Origin of the sequence: Paenibacillus vortex V453 (assembly GCF_000193415.1) — a bacterium.
GTDB lineage: Bacteria > Bacillota > Bacilli > Paenibacillales > Paenibacillaceae > Paenibacillus_AQ > Paenibacillus_AQ glucanolyticus.
In genome coordinates, this window is record NZ_ADHJ01000009.1 from 95,948 (window position 1) to 121,496 (window position 25,549).

General features: G+C 49.9%; 23 protein-coding genes and 1 pseudogene. 18 read left to right on the forward strand and 6 right to left on the reverse strand.

Annotated features, from left to right (window positions below; all coding sequences use genetic code 11):
* Positions 1-13: 13 nt before the first annotated feature.
* From PVOR_RS04415 to PVOR_RS04435, 5 genes are all read left to right on the forward strand, one after another.
* A complete protein-coding gene (locus tag PVOR_RS04415) occupies positions 14-1,036 on the forward strand; it encodes a zinc-dependent alcohol dehydrogenase (RefSeq protein WP_006207881.1) in 1,023 nt (340 codons plus the stop codon).
* Positions 1,037-1,376: 340 nt separating this feature from the next.
* The gene (locus PVOR_RS04420) at positions 1,377-2,600 is read left to right on the forward strand and encodes a glycosyl hydrolase family 8 (protein WP_006207882.1); all 1,224 of its coding nucleotides are present in this window, start codon (positions 1,377-1,379) and stop codon (positions 2,598-2,600) included.
* A 272-nt stretch (positions 2,601-2,872) separates the two neighbouring features.
* The gene (locus PVOR_RS04425; protein WP_006207883.1) at positions 2,873-5,272 is read left to right on the forward strand and encodes a LamG-like jellyroll fold domain-containing protein; all 2,400 of its coding nucleotides are present in this window, start codon (positions 2,873-2,875) and stop codon (positions 5,270-5,272) included.
* 523 nt (positions 5,273-5,795) lie between these two features.
* Positions 5,796-6,422, forward strand: coding sequence for a nitroreductase family protein (locus tag PVOR_RS04430; RefSeq protein WP_006207884.1), 627 nt, complete (start codon positions 5,796-5,798; stop codon positions 6,420-6,422).
* Between the two features lie 170 nt (positions 6,423-6,592).
* A complete protein-coding gene (locus tag PVOR_RS04435; protein ID WP_414153033.1) occupies positions 6,593-7,705 on the forward strand; it encodes a hypothetical protein in 1,113 nt (370 codons plus the stop codon).
* Positions 7,706-7,791: 86 nt separating this feature from the next.
* Here the strand turns inward: PVOR_RS04435 and PVOR_RS04440 are convergent, their stop codons facing one another.
* The 6 genes from PVOR_RS04440 to PVOR_RS04465 form a co-directional block, all read right to left on the reverse strand.
* The gene (locus PVOR_RS04440; protein WP_006207886.1) at positions 7,792-8,226 is read right to left on the reverse strand and encodes a DUF6376 family protein; all 435 of its coding nucleotides are present in this window, start codon (positions 8,224-8,226) and stop codon (positions 7,792-7,794) included.
* 155 nt (positions 8,227-8,381) lie between these two features.
* The gene (locus PVOR_RS04445) at positions 8,382-8,879 is read right to left on the reverse strand and encodes a hypothetical protein (RefSeq protein WP_006207887.1); all 498 of its coding nucleotides are present in this window, start codon (positions 8,877-8,879) and stop codon (positions 8,382-8,384) included.
* 213 nt (positions 8,880-9,092) lie between these two features.
* Positions 9,093-9,743: an amino acid ABC transporter permease gene (locus PVOR_RS04450; protein WP_006207889.1), complete on the reverse strand. Its 651-nt coding sequence runs from the start codon at positions 9,741-9,743 to the stop codon at positions 9,093-9,095.
* Positions 9,744-9,785: 42 nt separating this feature from the next.
* A complete protein-coding gene (locus tag PVOR_RS04455) occupies positions 9,786-10,445 on the reverse strand; it encodes an amino acid ABC transporter permease (protein WP_006207890.1) in 660 nt (219 codons plus the stop codon).
* 128 nt (positions 10,446-10,573) lie between these two features.
* Positions 10,574-11,383, reverse strand: coding sequence for a glutamate ABC transporter substrate-binding protein (locus tag PVOR_RS04460; RefSeq protein ID WP_006207891.1), 810 nt, complete (start codon positions 11,381-11,383; stop codon positions 10,574-10,576).
* 100 nt (positions 11,384-11,483) lie between these two features.
* A complete protein-coding gene (locus PVOR_RS04465) occupies positions 11,484-12,233 on the reverse strand; it encodes an amino acid ABC transporter ATP-binding protein (protein ID WP_006207892.1) in 750 nt (249 codons plus the stop codon).
* A 170-nt stretch (positions 12,234-12,403) separates the two neighbouring features.
* Between PVOR_RS04465 and PVOR_RS04470 the strand changes: the two genes are divergently transcribed.
* The 13 genes and pseudogenes from PVOR_RS04470 to PVOR_RS04520 all read left to right on the forward strand — a co-directional run bounded on the left by PVOR_RS04470 (position 12,404) and on the right by PVOR_RS04520 (position 25,492).
* On the forward strand, positions 12,404-13,585 hold the full coding sequence (locus tag PVOR_RS04470; protein ID WP_006207893.1) for an acyltransferase: 1,182 nt from the start codon (positions 12,404-12,406) through the stop codon (positions 13,583-13,585).
* 196 nt (positions 13,586-13,781) lie between these two features.
* Positions 13,782-15,422, forward strand: coding sequence for a cellulase family glycosylhydrolase (locus PVOR_RS04475; RefSeq protein ID WP_006207894.1), 1,641 nt, complete (start codon positions 13,782-13,784; stop codon positions 15,420-15,422).
* 28 nt (positions 15,423-15,450) lie between these two features.
* Entirely contained in the window at positions 15,451-15,915 is a 465-nt protein-coding gene (locus PVOR_RS04480; protein WP_006207895.1) for a hypothetical protein, read from the forward strand.
* 303 nt (positions 15,916-16,218) lie between these two features.
* Entirely contained in the window at positions 16,219-16,419 is a 201-nt protein-coding gene (cspD, locus tag PVOR_RS04485; RefSeq protein WP_006207896.1) for a cold-shock protein CspD, read from the forward strand.
* Between the two features lie 96 nt (positions 16,420-16,515).
* Entirely contained in the window at positions 16,516-16,752 is a 237-nt protein-coding gene (locus tag PVOR_RS04490) for a cold-shock protein (protein WP_006207897.1), read from the forward strand.
* 190 nt (positions 16,753-16,942) lie between these two features.
* On the forward strand, positions 16,943-17,116 hold the full coding sequence (locus PVOR_RS30930; RefSeq protein WP_006207898.1) for a hypothetical protein: 174 nt from the start codon (positions 16,943-16,945) through the stop codon (positions 17,114-17,116).
* 303 nt (positions 17,117-17,419) lie between these two features.
* Positions 17,420-18,416 (forward strand): annotated as a pseudogene (locus PVOR_RS04495) (ABC transporter permease).
* Between the two features lie 22 nt (positions 18,417-18,438).
* A complete protein-coding gene (locus PVOR_RS04500) occupies positions 18,439-19,320 on the forward strand; it encodes a carbohydrate ABC transporter permease (RefSeq protein ID WP_006207899.1) in 882 nt (293 codons plus the stop codon).
* A 135-nt stretch (positions 19,321-19,455) separates the two neighbouring features.
* Entirely contained in the window at positions 19,456-21,120 is a 1,665-nt protein-coding gene (locus PVOR_RS04505; RefSeq protein ID WP_006207900.1) for an extracellular solute-binding protein, read from the forward strand.
* A gap of 191 nt (positions 21,121-21,311) precedes the next feature.
* Positions 21,312-23,240, forward strand: a complete 1,929-nt coding sequence (locus PVOR_RS04510) for a cache domain-containing sensor histidine kinase (RefSeq protein ID WP_006207901.1) — start codon at positions 21,312-21,314, stop codon at positions 23,238-23,240.
* Positions 23,212-24,546, forward strand: coding sequence for a response regulator (locus PVOR_RS04515; RefSeq protein ID WP_234972775.1), 1,335 nt, complete (start codon positions 23,212-23,214; stop codon positions 24,544-24,546). The genes PVOR_RS04510 and PVOR_RS04515 overlap by 29 nt, the downstream gene beginning before the upstream one ends.
* Positions 24,516-24,797, forward strand: a complete 282-nt coding sequence (locus tag PVOR_RS31355; RefSeq protein ID WP_234972776.1) for a helix-turn-helix transcriptional regulator — start codon at positions 24,516-24,518, stop codon at positions 24,795-24,797. Before PVOR_RS04515 ends, PVOR_RS31355 begins: the two co-directional genes overlap by 31 nt.
* Positions 24,798-24,940: 143 nt before the next feature.
* A complete protein-coding gene (locus PVOR_RS04520) occupies positions 24,941-25,492 on the forward strand; it encodes a hypothetical protein (protein ID WP_006207903.1) in 552 nt (183 codons plus the stop codon).
* The last annotated feature ends 57 nt before the right edge of the window (positions 25,493-25,549 follow it).

The following is a 25,549-nucleotide window of genomic DNA, read 5'->3' on the forward strand; positions in this document are numbered from 1 at the left end:
TGGGAGGGTTCGTATGAAAGCTGTGGCTACCATTCTTGGAGAAGTTATCGTGGATCAAATCGACAAGCCGGACGGATTGCCGGCAGGTCATGTGCTTGTTCGTACCGAATATTCGGCGGTCAGCCCGGGTACGGAAATGATTTTTATTCGAAGAGCATCGGATCAAAAAGTCATCATGGGTTACAGCGCTGTCGGGATTATCGAGGCATTGGGCGCTGGCGTGGAGGGGCTTGCCATCGGGCAAAGGGTGGCCTGTTATGGGGCGCCTTACGTGCGTCATGCCCAGTGGCTTGCAGTGCCTTCCAACCTGACGGCTGCTGTCCCGGATGGGGTGGATCCGAAGGAGGCTGCCTTTGCCGGGCTTGGGGCGATTGCCATCCATGCCCTGCGAGTAGCGGATCTGCATTTCGGCGAATCGGCAGTAATTGTCGGTCTTGGCATACTCGGGCAGATGATTGCCCAGATTGCCCACGCGTCAGCCTGCCCCGTTGCGGGGCTTGATCTGAACCCGGAACGGGTGAAGGAGATGAAGCGGTATATTCCCTATGCGTATGACAGTCAGGAGCTGCTTGAGGAGCGGATTCAGCTTATGACCGGCGGACATGGAGTTGACAGCGTGATTCTGTGTGCGAACGGACCTGGGGAGGAGCTCATGAACGCCTCGATGGGATGGATACGGGATAAGGGCAAAATCGTCATGGTCGGTGATTTATCCATGAGTTATTCCAGGGAAGCGATGTTTGGCAAGGAGGCACAGGTGCTCATATCACGCGCAGGAGGTCCCGGCCGGTATGAAACGGATTATGAACTCCGCAATACGGATTATCCGATTGGTTTCGTGCGCTGGACGGAAGGGCGCAACATCGCCGAATATATTCGTCTCCTTGCCGAAGGGAGAATAACGGTTAAACCGCTGATCTCGCATGTAATCCCCGTGGATGAAGCGGGCAAGGCTTATGAGCGGTATGGTCCGGGATCTGCAACACTGGGAACGATTTTTAAATATGATGATGATCCAGTGGGTGCAGAAGCATAATGCGGAACCGCCGATATCGGGGTGGAATGGATATAGCTGTCTCTTCAAGCCGTGTTTTCACTGCGGGAGGACAGCTTTTTTTGCTTGTCCGGAATAAGGGGAATACACAAACTATCAATTTACAATAATATACAGTTATATTATAATAATAGTAGATATGGATATGAACTCTTTTTATATGAAAGAAGGTATATATCCGTTTTTATTGGTAGCGCATACATATAATCAGTCTCCTCGTTTCCATCGATAATTGGGAAGGGTGGTGGTCGAATCCGAAACCGGTTTACCAGGTTGCCATGGTAATAGATTTCCTATTCGAAAATCAAAGGAGCGAAATTTGATGAAGCTATTCCGAAAATCAATTATTCGTAAATCTGTGGTATTGCTCTGTGCCGTGGTTATGGTTCTGCCAGCCGGATTGTCTATGGCGGCCAACAAGCCGTTTCCTCAGCATACAACCTATACGAGCGGCTCCATTAAGCCTAATCATGTGACACAGACTGTGATGGACAATGCGGTTCAGAGCAAGTGGAACAGCTGGAAGGGCTCGTTCTTGAAACCGGCTGCTTCAGGACAATATTATGTGAAATACAATTCCGCAGGGGAGACGGTGTCCGAGGCTCATGGCTACGGCATGTTATTCACCGTTCTCATGGCGGGGTATGACAGTAATGCACAGACGTATTTTGATGGACTTTATCGTTATTATAAAGCGCACCCTAGTGATAACAATCCGTATTTAATGGCATGGAAACAGAACAGCAGCTTCCAGAATATCGAGGGAGCCAATTCGGCAACGGACGGCGACATGGACATTGCTTATGCCCTTCTGCTTGCGGACAAGCAGTGGGGAAGCAGCGGCTCGATCAATTACCTGCAAGCGGCCAAAAATATCATTAACGCGATTATGAGCAACGACGTGAACCAGTCGCAATGGACGCTGCGGCTTGGCGATTGGGCTACGAGCGGTAACTACAACACCGCCACCCGCCCATCGGATTTCATGCTGAATCATATGAAGGCATTCCGGTCGGCCACAGGCGATGCTCGCTGGGATAACGTCATTAACAAGACCTATACCATCATCAATTCGATCTACAACGGTTACAGCTCGAATACCGGCTTGCTGCCGGATTTCGTTGTCATGTCAGGCAGCAATTATCAGCCTGCTGCAGCGGGATTCCTGGAGGGAGCAAACGATGGGAAATATTATTACAATTCATCCCGAACCCCTTGGCGGATAACAACCGATTACCTGATGACAGGCGATTCACGCGCACTGAATCAATTGAACAAAATGAACACCTTCATTAAATCAGCTACGAGCAGCAATCCGGCTAATGTTAAGGCAGGATATAATCTGAACGGCACCGCGCTGGTGACCTATAACAGCGGAGCCTTCTATGCACCGTTCGGCGTGAGCGCCATGACTTCATCCAGTCATCAGAGCTGGTTGAACTCTGTGTGGAGTTACACAACGAACGCATCTGCAGAGGGATATTATGAGGAGAGCATCAAGCTGTTCTCCATGATTGTGATGTCGGGTAACTGGTGGAGCTACTGAGTGATTCCCTGATTTAATTTCATTGAAATATAAAATAAAACCCTGATCCGTAATAGATCAGGGTTTTTTAGGTCTTTCCTCCCATTATTATATTTGTTAATAAAAATAATGAGATTTAGGATTGATATTCCATAACAGGCAATGTTAATATCTTATCAAATATAAAACGTTTTATATTATTATGAATCAAATGAGCAAAGATTCAAAAATCACAGCTTCTTGGTTTTTATTTGTGAAAGGGTTTACAAAAAATGAAGTGAAGGGAGAATCGCATGCACCAGAACATGCTGCGTAAGACGGCTGCTGCAAGCTTGGTTGCAGCCTTATTGATTGGGGGGTTAACCTCTATGGGTCAGGGGGCAGTGGTGAGCAGTCCGGATGTGTACGCTGAGGCGGGAGCAAGCAAGAAGGCAGATAAGACGCCTGTGGAAGCGTCCGTTCATGATCCGTCCGTCATCAAGACCGGGGATACATATTATGTGTTCGGTTCCCATCTGGCTGCGGCCAAATCGAAGGATCTGCTGAACTGGGATATGGTTGCATCGGGAGTCGCGAACGGCAACCCGTTGATCCCGAATGTAACGGAGGAACTGAAGGAGACACTCGCCTGGGCGCAGAGCGATACCTTGTGGGCAGCGGATGTGATTCAACTGGCTGACGGCAAATTCTATATGTATTACAACGCCTGTAAAGGAGATTCCCCGCGATCCGCTATGGGGGTCGCGGTTGCAGACCAGATCGAGGGACCTTATAAGGACACGGGCATTATTCTGAAATCCGGCATGTGGGATGAGATCAGTGAGGATGGAACCGTCTATGATGCCACCAAGCACCCGAACGTGGTAGATCCGGATGTATTCTTTGATAAGAACGGCAAGCTGTGGATGGTATACGGCTCATACTCCGGCGGCATTTTCATTATGGAGATGGATGCCAAGACAGGCAAGCCGCTGCCTGGACAGGGATATGGCAAGAAGCTGCTCGGCGGCAATCACAGCCGGATTGAAGGGCCGTACATGCTCTACAACCCGGAGACGGACTATTATTATCTGTATCTTTCGTACGGCGGCTTGGATGCGGCTGGAGGTTACAATATGCGGGTCGTTCGTTCAAAAAGTCCGGATGGTCCCTTCTACGATGCAGAAGGCAACGATATGAGAGAGGTGAAGGCGGATCCTGCGCTTCCGCTTTTTGATGACCGGTCGATTGAACCGTACGGCGTGAAGCTGATGGGAAACTATTTGTTTCAACGCTTGATTGGTGATCCGGGAACGGGAATCGGAACGGGAGCCGTATCCCCAGGACATAACTCCGTTTATTATGATGAGCGGAGCGGAAGAACATTTCTTATTTTTCACAGCCGATTCCCGCTGCGGGGAGAAGAGCATGAGATTCGGGTGCATGAACTGTACATGAATGAGGAGGGTTGGCCTGTAGCGGCACCATACCGATACGCGGGCGAGGAAGCGAAGCATAACCATAAGATTACGCCGAATGATGCGGCTGGAGAATACAAGCTGATTCATCACGGCAAAGATATCTCAGCTGCGATGAAAGAATCCGTATCCATTGAGCTTCATAAGAACGGCAAAGTCACGGGTGGAGCAGCGGGTACATGGAAGATCAGCGGAAAACGGGATGTGCAGCTTACGCTGGATGGAGTGGGTTATACAGGGGTGCTCGCCGAGCAGTGGGACCCTGATGCGAAGCGGCAGGTGATGACCTTTACGGCTCTTTCAGCGGATGGAGCGGCCGTGTGGGGCGCGCGTCAGCTTGACCGGAGTGATAAGGAGACGGTGAATGCAGTGAAGAAGGATCTGTCCATAGGGGACGTGAGCGGTATTTTTTACGATCTGACCCTGCCTTCCCAGGCTTCGGGTGGAACGGTCATTGGCTGGAGTTCCTCTCATCCGGAAGTTATAACCGCAAGCGGTAAGGTGAAGCGCCCTGCTGCGGGGACAGGGGATGCCAAGGTTACATTGACCGCTCAAATTACAAAGGGCAAATCAAAGGCTTCCAGAGCCTTTGAAGTGAACGTCTTGCAGCAGCCGGCAGGTCCGCTGCTGCTGAACTACCCATTCAGTGAGAATAAGGGCAATGCGGTGTTAGACAGCTCAGCTAATGGATTTCATGGCAAGGTGGTTGGAGGCGTCCAGTGGAACGAGCAGAGCCGGCAAGGCAGCGGGATGGAGTTCAACGGCACGGATGGCTATATTGAGCTGCCAAATCAGGTGACCGATACCGAGGACTTTACTTTTGCGGCCTGGGTATATTGGAAGGGAGGAGCTCCGTGGCAGAGAGTGCTGGATGCAGGGAACGGACTGGCCCGGCATATGTTCCTGACGCCATCCCAGCACTCCGGTGTGCTGCAATTTACGCTGCATGGAAGTGGTGGAGATCAGAGCCTCTTGTCTGCCGTACCATTGCCGACCAATGAATGGACTCATGTTGCAGTCACTTTGCAAGGAGATACAGGCAAGCTGTACGTGAATGGTCAAGTCGTTGCGTCAGGAGACTATATGAAGCTGAATCCGAACGAGCTGCTGGCAACGGAAGTTTATTTGGGCAGAAGCCGGTTTGCGGCCGATCCTTATTTTAACGGCAGTCTGGATGAGGTACGGATCTATAACAAGGCCCTGACCGTAGAGGAGATCAAAAAGCTGGCGGAATAGGGGGCGATGATCCTTATCCAAGGGGTATCTCCTTTTTTACAAGTTGATGGCGTGCAGACAATGTCTGCACGCTTTTTTTGACTTGAATTTACGGGTGATGAAGTGCTGCCAGGCATTAGGAAACAGACTTCCATGGTTGCCAAACAGCGGATGGGGTAGCCGGTATGAGTAGTTAAATAATGGTTGACAGATAGGGGATAATCATATATCTTTAAATCAAGATAAATAACTATATAAAAGTTAGTGGATTGAAAGTGGTAAGTTTTGGCGAATGCCTCATAGTTAACCTTGTAAATGGTTTAATTAACGCAACTAAAGAGCAAGGGCAAGTGTGATGTACATAACTTCAATATAAACGATAAAGGTAGAAAATAATAAGAATGGGAACTGGCGATCAGATGAAACCCATGCATATGAAGACCGAACTTGCACCGGGCTGCAGCGAATAGTTATGAATTCGAACTGTATTTGATGGATGCTGTATTTTTTATAATTAATAGGATGAATTAGGAGTTGTATAGATATGAGTGATCTGACATCGTTGATTAAGAGCCGGAGGTCGGCTAATCTGTTTATTGAAGGAATCGAAATTCCGGACAAGGATTTGAATGAAATATTTAATGAGGTTAAATACGCTCCTTCGGCGTTTAATTTACAGCACACGCATTATGTTGTGGTGAAGGATCCCGATATCAAGCACCAAATTTACGAAGCGGCCCACAAACAGTACAAGATCCACACCGCCTCTGCCGTCATCGTTGTGTTTGGAAACAAGCTCGCCTATGAGGACATCGGAAGAATGAATGAGGGTTTCTTGAACCTCGGAGTGATCGATAAACTGGAGTTTGATATGACGGTTGAATCGGTGACGGATTTCTATGAAGCGGGCGGAGACTCTTTTATGAGGGAAGAGGCCATTCGTAATGCAAGCCTGTCCTCGATGCTGCTGATGATGGTAGCCAAGGACAAGGGCTGGGATACCTGCCCGATGATCGGATTTGATCCTGAAGTTTTGCGGAAGACATTAAATGTTCCGAATTCCTACGTACCTGCGATGTTGATTGCCATCGGCAAGGAGGATACCAGAAAGCCCCGCCCCCGCGGCTATCGCAAGCCGGTATTGGAATTTGTAAGCTATAATCAGTTTTAAGTTATCCAGGGTACGCGTAAGAGCTCTCACTCAAGGTCTCAAGATCTGAGGCGGGAGCTTTTTTGCTTATAACAATAAACATTCCCTTGCGGAATGACGATGATGAATATAAAGAGATAGATGGCAGTACAAATCCTAAATACAGTGGGGTCATTATCTATATATAGGGGGTGAATGAATTGAATATCGGCAAGCTGTATAAGCAGTATGGACTGACTCTTGCTTTGGCTGTACTGACGATCCTGTTAACAGTTGCTTGCAGCAAGGAGGAGCCATCATCTGTGCAGCCAACGTCCGCTGCCTCCATACCGAATGCCGGGAAATCCGTCAGAGAAGAATCGGAGACGTCAGCATCGGCTAAGGAATCGGTGCGTACGGCATTCCGGCAAGAAGAACAAGTCGATCGCCAGGCGGAGCAAGGGTCCGAGCCAAAAGGGGATACCAACAGGAATCCGATTGAGGCGGTTCTCCGAATGTACGAGGCGCTTCAGGCTGACGATTCCGAATCGTATTTCCAGCATGCCGACATTCCGAGTGTCCGGATTTCCCCGGCCAAGCTGAAGGTATTAATCGAAGAGGCCGGCAAACGGGAAGTGCGGCCGGAACGCTTCATGGTTTTCGATAAAGAGATGCTGGATCAGGCAAGCCGCCAGCTGCTTGCGATTACGTACGGCAGTCAGGCCGAGATTGTGCTGGAGGAGCTCAGTCAGGGGGACCACAACCTGTGGTTCGTGACGGCGTTCACGGATGGGCTTAAAGTGGTAGAGCAATCCACGATTTACCCGGGAGCTTACGAGCTTGGCAGAGAGGCGGCGATGGAGGAGCTCATTGCTGTGGAAATTCGTCATACCGCGGAAGACAGGGCATTTCTGGCAGCGAAAGCGAAGATGCCTGTCTTGACCCCGGTGCAGACGGTTTCTTTGCTGTATCAGGCGGCTCAAGCCGAGGATCAGGAGACCTTTTACGCCATATCGGGGGGTGCCGAAGGTTATTTCTCCGGTCATTATGTCCAGGACATGGTGGAGTTTACGGAATGGATGAAGTCTTTTGAGAGCGTACAGCATGTCCGGATCGAACCTGTTTCGAAGGAGAACATTGCCGAAAATTATAGAGTGGAATTCGATAAGCGTTTTGGTTCAGCCTGGCAATTCATTGTGGCTTGGGGTTCGGAGGGTGAAGCAAGTTATCAGGGAACATACTGGATCATGGCTCCCGGCGGGGACGAAAGCCGGTATGTGGTGAGGCAGGCGCTTACAGCCAATTTGGAATCATTTTTCAGATGATGGACTAACTACCTACATAATCGAGTACAGCACAGGAACCCCTGCTCATGAAGAGCAGGGGTTCCATGTCTTAATGTAAGGCACCATCACGGCTGAAGATTTTGGAGTTTATCCATGGTTTCGTTTATTTTATTGATGGTCTGAGCGATGTTGGAGTTCTGGAAATCGGTGACCCCGTTCTGGATTTGATCCATGTAGCCGTTAATGTCCGTCAGCAAAGTGTCGTTTAATGCGACAAGCTGTTCATGGATCGTCTTCGCAAAGGCAGGAGCTTCAATCCCGTTAAACTCCGAGATTCGGGTTTTCATCGCTTCAAGTTCCTTGGTTAGCGTTTCCTGAGCGTCTGCATTTGTTGCAGCCTGTTGTGCGAGCTCCGGAATGGACTCGGCGAACTGGGCAGCCTCATTCATAAAAGTGGTTGCTTCTTGAGTGTAATCCAGCGAATTGTTCACATTGTCCACCAATGAACAGCCGGAGAGGACACCCAGAACAAGTGAAATTAACAATAATCTTTTGATCATCTCTCATCCTCCTGTATAAACAGCAAGTTCTTATAGGTTGTATACGGATGACTCAGACAATGGTTGTATTTTTTTATAAGGATGAGGCTGGGGGTTCCCTGGTAAAAAAGGCGGACAGCTGGATTTCCGAGGAATGGGTTAGCGAGAGAAGGGGGTTAGATTTTGCCCAGCAGATCGCGGATCCATTCCATGAAAACTTGAAGAAGACCGTCAGGCCTTGGATTACCGGATGATTGGACGAGCTTCTCCGGCAGAATGCCTTCACCCAAAGCCGTAACGTCAACGGATGAGGAAAGACCGGTATTTCCGCATAGACGGGGTGTGAGTCTCTTCTCGCTCTTGTCCACGAATACGATATATTCTTTGCCCGGCTCGAAGGATTCCCAGCCATTGGAATACAGCTTGACGGTGGAGGAGGTATGCTCTCCTTTCCACCATTCGGATACCTGAAACTCATAATGGGTTTTGGACATGTCGGCTTCGGGGTTAGATGAGGTCAAGGTGCCCCTAAATACCGCGTCTGATATTTTCAACTCCTCGGTAACCTCTCTAGGCTCGGCACAAGATAGCGCAGAAACCTCGGTGTTATCGATGCCAAGCCATAATCCGACAACGAGGGACAGACTGACCGCAATGAGGATGCCCTTTTTCATTTTGGAGTGCTCCTTTTTTTGGGAGATGGATACATATGTAGACGTGTCCGATAGGGGCATTGTTGCAGCCTTATGAAAATGATAAGGGAGTGTAACTGTTTCACGCATAAGCCAAATACTCCGCAAGCCGGCCGGCCTGCGGAGCTGGAGTTTATTCCCAAAAATCGGTTGGTGGTCAATAACGATAGTATGACCCAAGAACTGAAATCAGGGTTAAATTTGCCTGGCTTCCAGCTGTTTGGCGATGATGGACAGAAGATAATTCAGCGTGAAGTACAATAGCGATGCAAAGACAAGGGCCGGTATAACGTAGGAATAGCTGGAGCCGCTTAGAATCTGCACGTTACGCATCAGCTCAGGCAGCGAGATGATGACAGCGAGCGAAGTATCCTTAATGAGCGAAATGAACTGGCTGACCATGGGCGGGGACATTCGGCGCAGTGCCAGCGGGAGAATCACATGCCTCAATGTCTGCATATAAGAGAGACCCGAGGCCCGTGCCGCCTCGATCTGGCCTTTATCTACCGATACAAGACCGCTGCGGACAATCTCCGCTATCATGGCCCCTTCGAAAATGCTCAGCCCGACCACAGCCGCCCAAAAGGTTGGAATGCGAATCCCTGTCTGCGGCAGCACCATGCCGATGAAGAAAATGATCAGCAGCAGCGGCAGGTTGCGGATTATATCCACGAAAAAGGCCGTTGTCCGTGATAGGAAGGGGGTTCGCGTATACCTTACAGTCCCGAGTACGGTTCCAATAATGAAGCTGAATATAATCGATAAGCCGGCAACCTGCACCGTGATCCAAAAGCCTTGAAGGAGATATCGCAGATTCGGCCAGGAGTACGCACCGATAAAATCCATCTCATGCCACCTCCTGTTTAATAGGCGAACTTCGTGTTAACGTCAATTGCTTCTCGCAAATCGGCGCTCCATGTAGTGGACGGCCAGACTGAGCGGAACGGTCAGGAGAAGATAGAACAGGGCTACAAACGTGTAGACAGGTATGCCCTTAAAGGTGCTTAGATTAATAAGATCGGCATAATACATCAGATCGAGTCCTGCGATAACGCCCAAAACAGAGGAGTTCTTAACTAAATTAATCAATTGATTGCCGATAGCCGGGAGTACGATTTTGACCGCCTGGGGAAGAATGATGTAGCGCATGTTCTGGACATAACTCAGCCCGGAGGACCGTGCGGCCTCGGTCTGTCCTGACGGTACCGCCTGAATGCCTGCCCGAATGGCTTCGGCGATGAAGGCCGCTGTATACACCATCAATCCGAGCGTCCCTGAGGTGAACGGATCAACCGGCACACCCAGAGCAGGGAGACCCAGGAAAAAGAAAAATACAACCACCAGGAGCGGAATGTTGCGGATAAACTCCACATAGATGGCACCGATGGCCTTTAGTATGCGGAATGGGGCAATGCGCAGAATGGCAATGAGTGTGCCCAGCACCAAGCTGCCAATCAGCCCGAACAGGCTGGCCAGAATAGTCTGACCCAGGCCTGCCATGAATTGATCCCAATGCTCAACCAGAATGTTAAAATCCCACAAGGTCAAAATGCCTCACCTCCAATTGGGGATTAAAATTGATGGGCCGGTCGGAAGAGAAGGTCCCCTCCCTAAGGAAGATCCCTTATCATTAGAAGCAAGTCTTCTGGAACCGACCCGGCCATTACATGTGACAGTTATTCCGGTTTAACGCCCATCCACTGTTCGTACAGCTTGTCGTAATCGCCGCTGTCCTTCATTTCCTTCAACAGCTCGTTAACGGTTTTCACAAACTCGGGATTCCCTTTCTTGATTGCCATGCCGTATGGCTCATCCGTAAAGTTGCCGCCGACCAGTTCAAAGCTGGGGTCCTGCTGCTGCATGCCGAGCAAAATCGAATTGTCGGTGGTCAGGGCATCACCCTGCCCTGCTTTGAGAGCGGTAAAGGCATCCTGGTAATTCTCGAATTCCAGGATTACGGCGTCAGGGGCTTTCTCACGGATGTTCTGCGCGGAGGTGGAGCCCTTCACGGTGAGTACCTTCGTATCCTTGTTCAGGCTTTCGAGTCCTGTAATGGGGCTGCCCTTTTTCACCAGCAAGGATTGGCCAGCTTCAAAATACACATCGCTGAAATCCACCTGTTCCTTGCGTTCCTCCGTAATGGTCATGGTGGCGATAATGATATCGATGTCCCCGTTCTTGAGCATATCGATCCGCGTTTTGGAGGTAACCTCCTTCAGCTCGACTTTGGTTTCATCACCAAGAATCTTCTTGGCAAGCGCTTTGGCGATGTCGATATCAAAACCCTCCACATTGCCGGTGGCCGGGTCCTGAAGTCCAAACAGCTTCGTATCATATTTCACGCCCGCCACCAGTTTGCCCCGTTTCTTGATGGCATCCAGGGTGTCTGTATTGCCGGAGCCTCCGCATCCTGATGCGATCAGCATCATAATTAGCGACAGAATCGCCGCGCTCCATCGGAACTTCCTTGTAAACCTGTTCTTCATACTTCAGATCCCCCTCAAAGATATAATTTCTCACAGCCGGTTCTACTGAAAGCGGTTATGCTAGCCGTAAACGTAGCAGAGTTTCATCCATGGTCGGCGGTTAGTGGTGCAGCAGACGACTCAGGAATGCCCGGGCTCTTTCTTCCCGCGGTTGACTGAAGAATTCGGAGGAAGCGGCATCCTCAATGATGCGCCCTTCATCCATAAAGACGACCCGGTCTGCGGCTTCACGGGCGAAGCCCATCTCATGCGTAACCACGGCCATGGTCATGCCTTGGTGAGCGAGCGAACGCATGACATCCAGCACTTCGCCTATCATTTCCGGGTCGAGTGCGGATGTTGGTTCATCAAACAGCATGATTTTCGGGTTCATCGTCAATCCGCGGGCAATGGCAACCCGCTGCTGCTGGCCGCCTGAGAGCTGGGAGGGATAGCTGTCCGCTTTGTCCGCAATCCCGACCCGCTGCAGGTACGTCATCGCTTTTTCCGTGGCTTCCGCTTTGGTCATTCCCAGCACCTTCATGGGTGCAAGGATGATGTTGTCGATTACCTTCCTGTGCGGATACAGATTGAAATGCTGGAACACCATGCCGATATCCCGTCTGAATTTATTAATGTCGATCTTTCGGTCATGAAGCTTGACTCCATTCACAACAAGCTCGCCATCGCTTATGCCTTCGAGCCGGTTGATGCAGCGCAGCAGCGTGCTTTTTCCGGAGCCGGATGGCCCCACGATGACAACGACTTCCCCCTGGGAAATGGTCAGGTCGATTTCTTTCAGAACATGGAAGGTTCCGAAAAATTTGTTGACTCGGCTGAATTCGATCAGTAGAAATCCCCTCCTATTCACTTTAAAATGACGCTGCAGGCATGTAAGCTTTTGTCCTGTCTTGGTGCCAGGCCCTTTTTACACTGGTATGGCAAAGGGAGCTTGTTCCATGCCACTTTTAGGAAAATTTAGTATCCAAGCGGTGGGGAGTGAGATATAATAGGGTGCGTCATTAGGATGAAGGAGGCAACATGGATAAACGTGCAAAATTGACCGAAATCGACCTGGTTCGGGGCTTTGCGATGATGGGTGTGCTGATGGTGCATGCAACTTCATTCGCCACAGTTCAGATGCGCGGGGACGATTTTTTTGGCTTATATAACTTCCTGAACATTTTTTCGAAGGTCGGAACGACAACATTTATTTTCCTGAGCAGCTTTGTGCTGTTCTATAACTATTACCATCGTCCGTTCAAGGGCAGCGATCTTGCGCGGTTCTTCAAGAACCGGCTGATGTATATTCTGGTCCCGTATCTGCTGTTCTCGATTCTGTTCTTTACCGTGGCCTGGTATCATCGCGGGGGCGAGTCGAATCTAGCAGCGATGCTGGAGAGCTTCTGCCCCAAGCTGTTGACGGGAAAATCTTACACGCACTTATATTTCATCTTCATTAACATTCAGTTCTATGTGCTGTTCCCGCTGGTGCTGATGCTGCTGAAGCGGTTCCGCGGCTTCGCGGCGTCGAGCGTGCTGGTGGGCATCGTACTGCAATGGCTGTTCTATCTCGGCAATGATGCCTGGTGGGACGTGACCAACCGCAACAGCTGGTCGCTGTCATTTTTGTCGTATTATTTTCTCGGGGCATGGATTGGCATCTATTATGACCGGGTAAAAGATTGGCTGACTTCAGCACAGGGGACCGCAACGCCAACGCTGCGCAAGCTGGGCTGGGTCGCGCTTTGGGCAGTGTGGCTGGGCGCCGCGCTGGTGCATATAGGTCTTAGATACAATCAGCGGCTGCTGGGCATGGAATATCACCCGCTGCTCTACGATGCGTTCTGGAATGCACACACATTAACGACCGCGCTGGTTATGCTCCAAGTAGCGCTGAGCTTCGGGAATAAGCGTGCGTGGTGGCTGAACGGATTCAGGCGGATCGGGGTATACTCCTTCGGTATTTATCTGGTTCATCCTTTGGTTTTGCTGATCTACCGGGATTTCCCTCCCCATACAGAGAACTCCTGGCTGCTGCTGGCGTGGTATGCAGGGGGGCTGGTCAGTGCGCTGGCCGTTTCGTACATGGTGGTATACAGCATCAGCCGCCTTGGCCGCTGGACATGGATCTTCTTTGGCAAGCTGCCGGGAAACCTGCGGCCGGGACGAGCTACGGGGTCACCGGTTCAGGCGCCGCCTCTTACAGAGACATCATCGTAGAAATCTGTGGATTTAATAAGGTGCTTTCCTCTGCAGGGGGAGAGCGCCCTTTTTCTTTTGGCTACAGGTGGCGATATTTCAGAATGACTCCCTGATTTTCGGAATGAGGTTAAGCTGTCCGAATGTCATGTTATATTTTGTTTTAAACACAGGTCAACCACATTCGTTACATACATGAAAGCGAGGGAATGGCAATATGAGTGGTAGCAGAAATCAAATAGTAAGCGGTTTCATTAAGGCGGATGGCAAACGAATTATTAATGGGGATGGTCAGGAGATTTTGCTGCAGGGCGTCGGACTGGGAAGCTGGCTGTTGCCGGAAGGATATATGTGGAAGCTGCCGGAGCAGGGAGACCGTCCGCGGCGCATCGAAGGCATGGTCAAAGATCTGATCGGAGAGGAGAAGGCATCGGCGTTCTGGGAAACCTATTATGAACGGTATATCGCCGAAGCTGATATTCGGCAAATGGCCCATGAGGGCTACAACTCGATTCGGGTGCCAATCAATGCCAGGTTCATTATGGAGGAGGGGCAGCAGCCGCCTTTTGCATATCACGAAGGTCATTTGAAGATGATCGACCGGGTCATCGATTGGTGCAGGACGTATTCGCTGTATGTTATTCTGGATTTGCACGGCGCACCTGGCGGACAGACGGGTGCGAATATAGACGATTCCGAGCGGGATTTACCGGAGCTGTTCACCGACCCGCTGAACGCAACGCGTACGGTGGCGCTGTGGCGAATGCTGGCCGAGCGCTATAAAGACGAATGGATCGTTGCCGGTTACGACCTGCTCAATGAGCCGCTGCCGGATTGGTTCAGCGAGTACAATGACCGGGTGATGCCGCTGTACAAGGAGATCACCGCAGCGATACGCGAAGTGGACAAGCGGCATATGATTATTTTGGAAGGAGTGCACTGGTCTACGGACTGGAGTATTTTCGACGATAAATTTGATGACAACCTCATGCTGCAATTCCATAAGTACTGGAATAATCCCGATACGGAGAGCATTCAGAAGTATCTTGATCTGCGCGAGGAATGGAATGTGCCGATCTTCATGGGGGAGGGCGGCGAGAACAACCCGCAGTGGTACACGGGGGCATTTCGGATGTTCGAGGACCATAATATATCCTGGAACTTCTGGACTTGGAAGAAGATGAACACTCAAAACTCGCCGTTCTCGATCAGAATGCCGGAGGGCTGGGATCAACTGACGGGTTATCTGGAAGGTGGAGCGAAGCCATCTCCTGCCGAAGCGGAGGCTATTCTGGGCCAATACCTGGATCATCTTCCGCTGGAAGCATGTGATGCCTATCCGAACGTGTCCCGGTCCCTGCTGCGCCAGCTGCCCATACAGATCCCGGCAGAGTTTTACGGATATCGTGGTGAGGGCCTCTCTTACCATGTTGGAGCAAAGGCCAGGCAGGATATCGGCTTTCGGGTTCGTGACGGTGTTCCGATGCGGATGATTACAGGCAAGATGGAAAAACCAAGTTATGCACCGGAAGGCGGCAAGCCATGGGTAGAGGATAACTTGGTATGCGTGCAGCTCCAGGAGGGGGATTGGCTCGCTTATGATGCGCTAAGCGCATCAGCAGGCGTCTTCGATCTGGACATTCGGGCGCAGCTTCCGACGGGTTCCGTAGACATCATGCTTCAGGTAGGGGAGCGGGAGCCTGAGGTTATCTCGTTATCGGAGTCCGGTGAATGGCAGTGGCAAATATATAAGCTGACTGAGGCTATGCCGGTCGAGGAAGGACCGGTCGATGTGGTGATGATGGTGAACAAAGGCGTAATCGAGCTGGATTGGCTGGAGTTCTCGGAATCCCGTTGATTTTAGATGGTAAAGGGGAGATGCGGCTGTGACAGAGCAGGCTGGTATATCAGAAGGGCTGTACCAATGGCTGGACGGCTCCGATCTGGAATCGAAGCAGGGCACGGCAATGATGCTGCTTAGTGTAACGGAAGATCTGTGGCCGCATACGGCGATGATAAGCGTAGGAGAGATTGTCGCTCTGGACCGGAGCAGGCTTAGACTTGCGCTCTGGCCGGGGACGGTGACAACCGGGAACCTTCTGCGCTCAGGTCAGGCAACCCTGGTGGCTATTCATGATGGAGCAGCCCACTATGTTCGGCTGCGGCTTCAGGCACTTCCCGATCTGCCGGATGCCCGGCACCCTCGGCAGCGTTTTGCCGCCGAAGTGGTGGCTGTACGCGAGGATATCGCGAAATATGCCGACATTCTCTCGGCGGTGAAGATCCAGCTGCACGACCCGGATGAAGTGCTGGGGCGGTGGAAGGAAACGATTGAGGAACTGCTCAAGTAAACGTTTCCTTGTGAAATACAGGCTCTATATATGGCTCCCGGCATATGCCGGGAGTTGTATATGCCTCGCTGTGGTTAATCGGAATGATGCCGAATAAGGCAGCTTATAATTTTACGCAGAATCTTTTGGTTTGGTATTTGCTATCGGCGGCCAGATGTGTTAAGATATGAATATCGAAATCGACCTGAATTCACATATTGTAGAGGGTTGTCATTTCTGGTAACCTTGTGCAATATGTGAATTTTTTTATTCCGTCTGCGAAGAAAAAAGGTCATGTAAATATATATCAAGGAGGATTCCCCCATGCAAACAGGAACTGTTAAATGGTTTAATGCTGAAAAGGGCTTTGGTTTCATCGAAGTTGAAGGCGGTAACGATGTATTCGTTCACTTCAGCGCGATCCAAGGCGACGGCTTCAAAACGCTTGACGAAGGCCAACGCGTTGAATTCAACATTGTTGAAGGAAACCGTGGACCACAAGCTGAGAACGTTGTTAAATTGTAATTACAATTGAAAACTGCCCTTAATGTGAGACATTAAGGGCAGTTTTCTTTTATACGGCGTTTCTGTTTTCTAAGACGAAAATAAGGAGGAGCGTTCATGTATTCGCGTAAAAACTCGATGGAGAGTATTCCTGAAGAAATAACGGAAGTTTGGGCATGCACAAAGGAAGACTGCAAAGGGTGGATGCGGGACGATTTTGCGTTCGACACGGAACCGGTATGCCATTTGTGTCATTCCCCTATGGTCAAGGAATCGAGAAGTCTGCCGCAGCTTGTTAATACCAATAAACAACAGAAATCTCTGGCTAAGGGGATTCAGATCGAACGCAAATAGCAGCTAATACCTAGAGAAAGCGCTGGGCAAATACGAATTCTTCTTGAAGCTACCTTCGGATTTTATGGTAAATCCGTCTATTTCTGTTTCATTGGAAGGAGAATGGTTAGTAATATGTGTACCCTTAACATTCTGAGCTCAGAGTGATTTCGCAGCATAGGGGTCGCAAAATTCAAAGGAGTGAAATGTATTGAACACGCAAACCGAGGTACTGAAGCGAAACATCGACAACATGATCATTCAGGAGAACCAAGGCGGCTTGAACGATCAGGAGAAATTCATCATGCAGAAGCTGATGCGTGAGAAGTATCAACAGGAACACGAGAGTAAACAGGAACAGCGTGAGGAAAACAAAGAGGATTAACTGGGAAACCGTTTGATATACGTTGGAAAAAGCGGATAATGCTGCTGACGTGATCGGTTAGATCACGGATAGCAGGATTCATTTGCAGGATTGAGGCATGAATGACAGCTCTTGAAGCTGCTGTTCATGCCTTTTTTTGTGTTATGGGGAGGACAAGGGCTCTCATCGAGGGAGTTTACCCGAAAAATGAGCCCCTTGAAACGAAATCTGAAACCTTACATGCAGGGAAAGTACGATCTACAATAGAAACATAGAGAATGTAAGGGTTTTCAATCTGATAGGATCAACTTGGAGGTCATAACCATGCAAAATCAACTTCATGCCGACGTTTCCGAAACCGGTGTCGGTCCATCGAGGGAACCTTCTGCGCAGGATCAGAAGAAACTTGATAGAAAAAGATGGCTCCGAAAGCTCTACGGTCAACGGCATCTTCAAATTATGGCACTGCTCGGCATTGTGTGGATGATCATCTTTAACTACATTCCCATGTACGGTGTCATCATCGCATTTAAAGAATTCAACATTGTGAAGTCCATTGGCGAGGCCCCATGGGTTGGGCTGGAGCATTTTTAAGGAGTTTTTCTCGGACGAGGACTTTACGAACGTCATGCGGAACACACTCGGCATCAGCTTGCTGAAGCTGTTCATCGGTTTTCCGCTTCCGATTATCTTTGCGCTTTTCCTGAATGAGATTCGGTCTGTTCGCTACAAGAGAACAATCCAGACGATCTCTTATCTGCCTCACTTCTTGTCATGGGTTATACTCGGCGGCATTCTGATGACCTGGCTTGCCGACATCGGAATTATCAACAATATCTTGCTGGCTCTGAATATCATTGATGCGCCGATCACGTATCTGGCCGAACCGAAATATTTCTGGGGGATCATCATCACCTCGGATATATGGAAGGAGCTTGGTTGGTCTGCGATTATTTATCTGGCAGCCATCGCCAGCATTTCTCCTGAAATGTACGAGGCATCCACGATTGACGGTGCAGGACGGTTCCAGAAGATGTGGTACATTACGCTTCCAAGTATCAAATCGACCATCTCCATTCTTTTCATTCTGGCGGTCGGTGGTGTGCTCAATTCCAACTTCGATCAGATTTTGGTGCTGCGGAACTCGCTTAATGAAAGCGCGAGTAACGTAATCGATATTTTCGTGTACCACACCGGGATGCAGAACGGACGTTACTCCTACGCGCAAGCAGTCGCACTGTTCAAGTCCGTCATTGCTATTATCCTGCTGCTGATCGCGAACCAGGTTACCAAAAAGCTGAACGACACATCACTATTCTAACGGGAAGGGAGACGGGAATTCCATGCTTAAACGCAGAACCAAAGGCGAAGCCTTCTTCGATATATTCAACAACTTCGGCATGTTGATTGTATGCTTTTTGACGATATACCCGATCTGGTACGTGCTGGTGAATGCCTTCAACGACGGGCAGGATGCCATGCGCGGAGGTATCTACTGGTGGCCGCGGGTATTCAGCTTCGAGAATTTCAGCGCGGTGTTTCAGAGCTCCGGCATCATGACCGCCATGGGAATTACCGTGGCCAAAACCGTGATCGGCGTGTTGATCCACGTCCTCTTCACGGCAATGGTTGCGTATGCTTTCTCCCGCAAAGGCCTGATTGGCGGCAAGTTGTATATTCTGATGGGAACGGTGACCATGTTCTTTGGCGGGGGCCTCATTCCCACCTATCTGCTGATCAAGGACTTAAACATGCTGGACAGCTTCCTGGTATACATCATTCCGGCAATGTTCAGTTTCTTCGATCTGATCATCTTCATGACCTTCTTCCGGGAAATCCCGGATGGCCTGGAGGAGGCAGCAAAAATCGACGGAGCCAACGACTGGTCGATCTTCCTCCGGGTGGTGCTGCCAGTGTCTATGCCGGTTATCGCGACGATCGCGCTTTTTCATGGGGTGTTCCAGTGGAACGATTATTTCACCGGGGTTATCTACATTAACAATACGGATTTGCAGCCGATCCAGACGTATTTGTATAAGGTTGTGGCTCAATCCAGCTCCAACCAGATGATGGCCCAGGTTCCGGGCGGTGTTGCCAAGACGGTCACATCGCAATCAATCAAAATGGCGACCATGGTGGTGACCACTGCGCCTATTGTATTCGTATATCCGTTCCTGCAGCGGTACTTCGTCAAAGGGATGATGATTGGTTCCATTAAGGGATAAGTCGGTGTTAAGCTTTCCTCTCCCATCTTCCGGAGAAATCCGGGAGGAGAGAGATATACAGGCGGTAGCTTCTCTTGCCACATCCGGCGGGAGTTCTATATAATCATATTTTTAAATAAGAAAAGGGGAAAACACATGAGCAAGATGCTTAAGCCAAAGAGCCTTCTGTTGTTGATGTTCGCACTGGTCATGGCCTTTACAACAGCATGCTCGTCCGGCGGTGATAATAGCGCGTCGGAAAAAGAGGAGGAAAAACCGGCAGAAGAAGTGAAACTGACTCAGGATCAGCCGGGGTGGCAAGTTGACACTTCACCGATTACGTTTGACTGGTACATCAACTTTGCCTGGTTCCCGAACAAATGGGGCGAGGATATTACTTCCCAATACGTAACCAAGAAGACCGGGGTGAATCTTAACCTGATCGTACCGGCGGGGAACGAAGCCGAGAAGATGAATACGATGATTGCATCCGGTACCTTGCCCGATTTTATTACGCTGGGATGGTATGAAGACGCTGTCAAAAAAATGATTGAAGGCGATCTGGTCCTGCCTCTGAACGAATTGGCCGATCAGTATGATCCGTATTTCTATAAAGTATCCGACCCTGCAAAAGTGTCATGGTACACGAAGGATGACGGCAACATCTACGGTTATCCGAATGCTTCCTCATCACCGAAGGACTATGAGAAGTTTGGCGACAACATCACGTCGAACCAAACGTTCCTGGTACGTAAAGACATGTATGAGGCGCTTGGAAGCCCGGAGATGCGCACACCGGAAGGTTTCCTGAAAGCGCTTGAGGACGCCAAGAAAATGTTCCCGGATGTGAACGGGCAGCCGCTCATTCCGTTTGGTCTGCATGATTTCCATGAAAAAGGCAACAGCTCGTTGGAAGGCTACCTGCAGAACTTTCTGGCCATTCCACAGGATAAAGACGGAAAGCTGAATGACCGCACGACAGATCCGGAATATGTAAAATGGCTCAAGACCCTGCGTCTTGCTAATGAAAAGGGACTGATGTCCAAAGATATCTTTGTGGATAAACGTCCGCAAATGGAAGAGAAAATGGCACAGGGCCGTTACTTCGCGATGCTCTACCAGCGCAGTGATATGGCGAACCAGCAGAACGCGCTGTTTGCTAATGATCCGAACTCCGTGTACATCGCGGTTGACGGACCGGCCAACTCCAATCTGGATCAGCCGACCCTGTCCGGTCCATCGATTTCCGGCTGGACGGTTACATTGATCTCCAAGAACGTAAAGGACAAAGCACGTGCCATCCGCTTCCTGGATTACCTGATCTCCGAAGAAGGACAGCGTGACACCTACCTTGGCGAAAAAGGCGTAACATGGGATACGATTGACGGCAAAGACCAGTTCCTGCCTGAAGTTGCGCAGCTGCTGAACAGCGACCGCGGAGCGTTCGACAAGAAGTACGGAGCATCGCATACCTTCTGGATGCTGATGGATACCAATATTACGCCTGCTTGGGCACCTCCGGCTGTAGAGCCGTTCAAGCAGCTGGAAGACTGGACGCGCGGCAAGACGGAAAGCTTCTCGCAATTTGACCAATTGGACCCGGATGCAAGTTCTGAGGAAGGCATTATAAATGACAAGGTCATGAACGAGTGGGGTAAAATACTGCCGAAACTGATCTTTGCCAAAACCGATGCCGAGTTTGATCAGATTTGGAACGGTTATTTGGAAAAACGCGAATCGCTCGGATTTGCCAAAGTGCATGAATACAGACAGAAAGAATACGAAGAGAACGTGAAGAAGCTTGAGGAATTCCTGCAATAAGGATTTCGTTTACGATCTGGTAGATGAACAGAATGAAGGCTTTAGGTACCCTATCCTCGATTTTGTCGAAATAGGGTGCCTTTTGTCGCATCACGAGATAATATAGGGTTTGTATCCGATCGGCTGATGCTGTTGTCCTTGTCCATTCTGGATTAGGGTATGTTCATTACATAAAACGGGATGTGACAGTCATGGTGAAACGAATGGCATCGCTTATTCAATCGTTTACTTATTGGTTTGGCCGCAGGTCCATGCAGAGCCGTCTGGTTGCGGCCTATATATTGATTCTGCTCATTCCGAGCATCATCGTATCGAACTATTTTTTCAAGCAGATTCGGGAGACCTATATTAGCGATGCGCTGAACCAGAACTCATTCCTGCTGGAGATCGAGAAGATGAACATGCTTAACCAGATTGAGGCGATCGAAATGGCTGCACAGCTGTCGATTTCGGATGATGGAATCAAGGAGTATCTGCGGTTGAGTGAAGAACCCGAACCGGCATGGCTGATTGAGTTGGCTTGGGGGCCATTTAAGGACATGCAGCGAATTCAGACGAACAACCCTAACATTACCCACCTTCGTTTATTTACGGATAATCCGAACGTTACGGAGATGTGGCCTATTATATTTCAGGAGAACCGGATTGTCGGTGAGCCCTGGTTTTCTAAAATCAAGGAATTAAACGGTGGGGAACTATGGGTGTTCAACCACCGTGACCCTGATATTTTACAGCGTTACGCAGCGGATGTGTCCGAGGAATTGCCGAAGGTATCCTTGATCCGTCAGGTCCATCTCGGGAGTTACAGCGGAGTGGTCCAGGTTGACATGCTGCTCAAGTACTTTGCTCCGAAGACCTTTGCCGGTATCCTGGATGAAAGCTCACAGATGATGATCGTAGATCAGGAGGGACAGCTGTTCATGGACAGAAGCCAATCGTTCATGACCGGCCATGAGGGCTTGCGGGAAGAGGTCGAGGTCCAATTCGCTAACCTGAGGCAGCAGGCCGATGATCTGGAAAAAACGGTGCATGCGCAATTCAGCGTGAATGGTTCCTCGTTCTTGCTGATTGCAACGCCGGTGGAGCGGCTTCATGCTTACGTGCTGAATGTCGTGTCGCTGGAAGGGGCTCTGAATAACGTATCCAAAGCCCAGGGGCAGATTATAGCAGCCAATATCCTGCTGATCATTCTGCTGTCGATCATTACGTACTACATGAATTCCATCATCCTGAAGAGTTTGAGGCGTTTAACGGAGGCAATGAAAAGAGTCCGCAAAGGGGAAGTCACTGCGGGCCTGACCATACAGGGCGGCGGCGAGGTTGGAGAGCTGGCGCATCATTTTAACAAATTAATCCGAACCATTAACGAACTGATTGCCCAAGGGGTAAGGAAGCAAGCGGTGACCAAGGAGGCAGAGCTTCGGACGCTGCATAGTCAGATTGACTCCCACTTTCTGTACAATACACTTGAGAATATTAAGATGCTGGCGGAAATTGAAGGGCAGCGGACGATCTCGGACGCGCTGACCTCGCTCGGCGGGATGATGCGCTACAACTTTAAGTGGTCGGGAGAGTACGTGAAGCTGAGGGATGAGATCCGTCATATCCGCAATTATATTGATGTGATGAATATCCGTTTTGATGAACCGATATGGCTTGAGCTTAACATACCGTCTGAATTTATGGAGCTTGAGGTGCTCAAGATGTCACTGCAGCCGATTGTGGAGAATGCCGTCAAGCATGCCTGGCCAGAGGCGCTGGATCAGGAGAAACGGGTTAAGATCAACGTGATTGCATGGGAAGAGGACCGAATTACGATTAACGTAACGGATAACGGGATCGGTATTGAGCCGTATCGACTGGGCAGGCTGGGTGAGAGTCTGCGCACGGTTGACAATGAAGACCTTCCATCCGGGGACTACGGAAGGGGAGGGGCACAGGCTGGAGGAATCGGACTTCGGAATGTGCACCAGCGAATCCGGTTGTTCTACGGAAACGATTATGGACTCGAAGTGAAGAGCGAAGAAGGAATATTCACGCAGGTGACCATGACGTTCCCTAAGGTTCTTTTAACAGGAGGAGGCAGTGGACATGAGAAGTCTGATGATCGTAGACGATGAGAAGAATATCCGGCATGGACTGAAAATGATGATTGAACGGGAGTTCCCGGATCAATACGATATCCGGATAGCTGCACAGGGACAGGAAGCGCTGGATTCCTTTCATGAGCAGCCGGCCGATATCGTAATTACAGACATCCGGATGCCGGTCATGGACGGGATTCGCCTGATTGAGGCATTTACTGAGCTGGAGAGCACACTGGGGGTTAAGCCCATCGTGCTAATCTTAAGTGGTTATGATGATTTTGAATATGCGAAGGCAGCGATCCGGTATCAGGTGAAGGAGTATTTGCTTAAGCCGATCCGCCGGGATGAACTGTTCGCCGCGCTGAGAAAGACGGAAGAAGCGTTGCTCTGGCAGGCGGATGTGCATAAACGAATGGCGGCCAGCGAGGTGTATTTTCAGCAGCTGCAGGCCCATCGCCTGAAGGAGTTGTTAGAGCAGCCGGAAGGTTCCCTCAAGGATATGGAAGCTGCGGCGAAAGAGATCGGCTTTGATACGTTTATGAAGCCGTTCCGACTTGCAGTGATGAAGTATAAGTATGAAGACGGCAATGCCATGAACAAGAATGAGCTCAAGCAACTGATTGATCATATAATGGCTTCTGTCGAAGGGCGAATCAGTGCTTGCTTCCTGGACGGCACAGGAAAGGTTGTGCTGATCGGGAGCCCGGACGGTTTATTCGAGGAGCTTGCACGGCAGTTTACCGAGCGAGAGATGGACGGGCTCTTCGTAGGGATCAGCTGCGAGGGTTTCCGGGTGGAAGATATCCGGGCTTGCTACAAGCAAGCCCTGACCGCGATGAATTATACGTTCATACATCCTAACGTTAAGTTGATGAGTCATGACGATATTCAGGGAGCGCTGCATACCTATCCGGTGCCGGAGGAGGATATCCGCAAGCTGGGCAATATGCTGGGTACAGAACGCGAGCGTGAGATCAAGGCGCTGCTGCTGGATATTTTTCATATCGAGGATATGCCGCATGTAGCCATTGATTATTTGGAGCAGGTCAGCAAGCGGATTAATGAACAGGTACTGGATGAAGTGTTTCGAATTTACGGGGAGTCTATGGTGGAGGTATTGAAGCTGTACCGCAAGGTAGGCACGATGGACAATTACCGTCATTTTCACGCGTATTTCAGAAATCTGGAGCATCTGCTGCTTAACGTGAATGAATACATCAAGGGCATCCGCTCCGCCCACAGCGAGCATTCCGAGATCAAAGTCGGCTGTAGAGTTACATGGAGGAGAATTTCCATAGACCGCTTAATATGGCGATGGTCAGCAATCATGTTTCTTTGAATTATTCCTATTTCAGTGAAGCGTTCAAGGCTCATACGGGCGAGAACTTTGTGGTCTTTCTCAAGAAGCTGCGAATTGCCAAGGCCAAAGATCTAATCCAGGATGGGACACTGAAGCTTACAGACATAGGCAAAGCCGTCGGGTTCGAGAACATCAAGCAATTCTCACGTGTGTTCAAGGAGCTTGAAGGGATCTCGCCGCATGAATTCCGGATTAAGGTTCAGACGGATGCCGGGCTGCAGCAGGGATAGCCTGGCTGCCATTTCCTGTGCATCCCTTATCATCCTGCCGTTTTCTGCGCTTGGAAAATGGCGGGATTTTTTAAGTGAGAGGAGATATCCAACCTCTTGGTTTATCCTTTTTATGGTAAAATAAATAGAGTTGGAGGTGTGTCATGTCGAAATCGGCCAAATGGGTCTGGGTATGGATTGTAGCCTTAATTGTTGTATGTACCGTTGTTGTGCTTGAGCATCAGAAGAGGATGGAGCAGGGGGCGAGAATGACCCTGGAAAGCGTATTGGGGACGTCTCTTGCTCAAATATGGAGCCACTATACCGACATCCTGGAGTTGAAGTCGATGCCGCTTCATGAAGCGCGCCTGGCGGAGGTTCGATTGAAGCTTGCGGCGATTGAAGCATATTCCAGGACGGCGGATAAGGCTGTCCATTCTTCATTGTTAAACCCGATTGCGGAGAAGATGCTGACCTTGTCGGATAGCATTCGGGACAGCTACGCAGAGAACGGTCGTTTCCTGGAAGCTGACGAGGATAAGTACGCTCTCATCATGCGGGATTCGGAAGCGCTGCTCTCCCTTATGAGCGAGGTATACTATCTACCAGAGTCGCAGGAGGGTGCCGAGGTGACGCTGAATATATCCAATTACGACGGATTGGTAGCGCTTAACAAACGTTTGGGGCAAGATCTTCATGGTTATTCGGTCAAGTAGAAGGCATTCATACATAGCAAAAAAAGACACCTTACCGGGGTTCCTGGTTCATGCCTG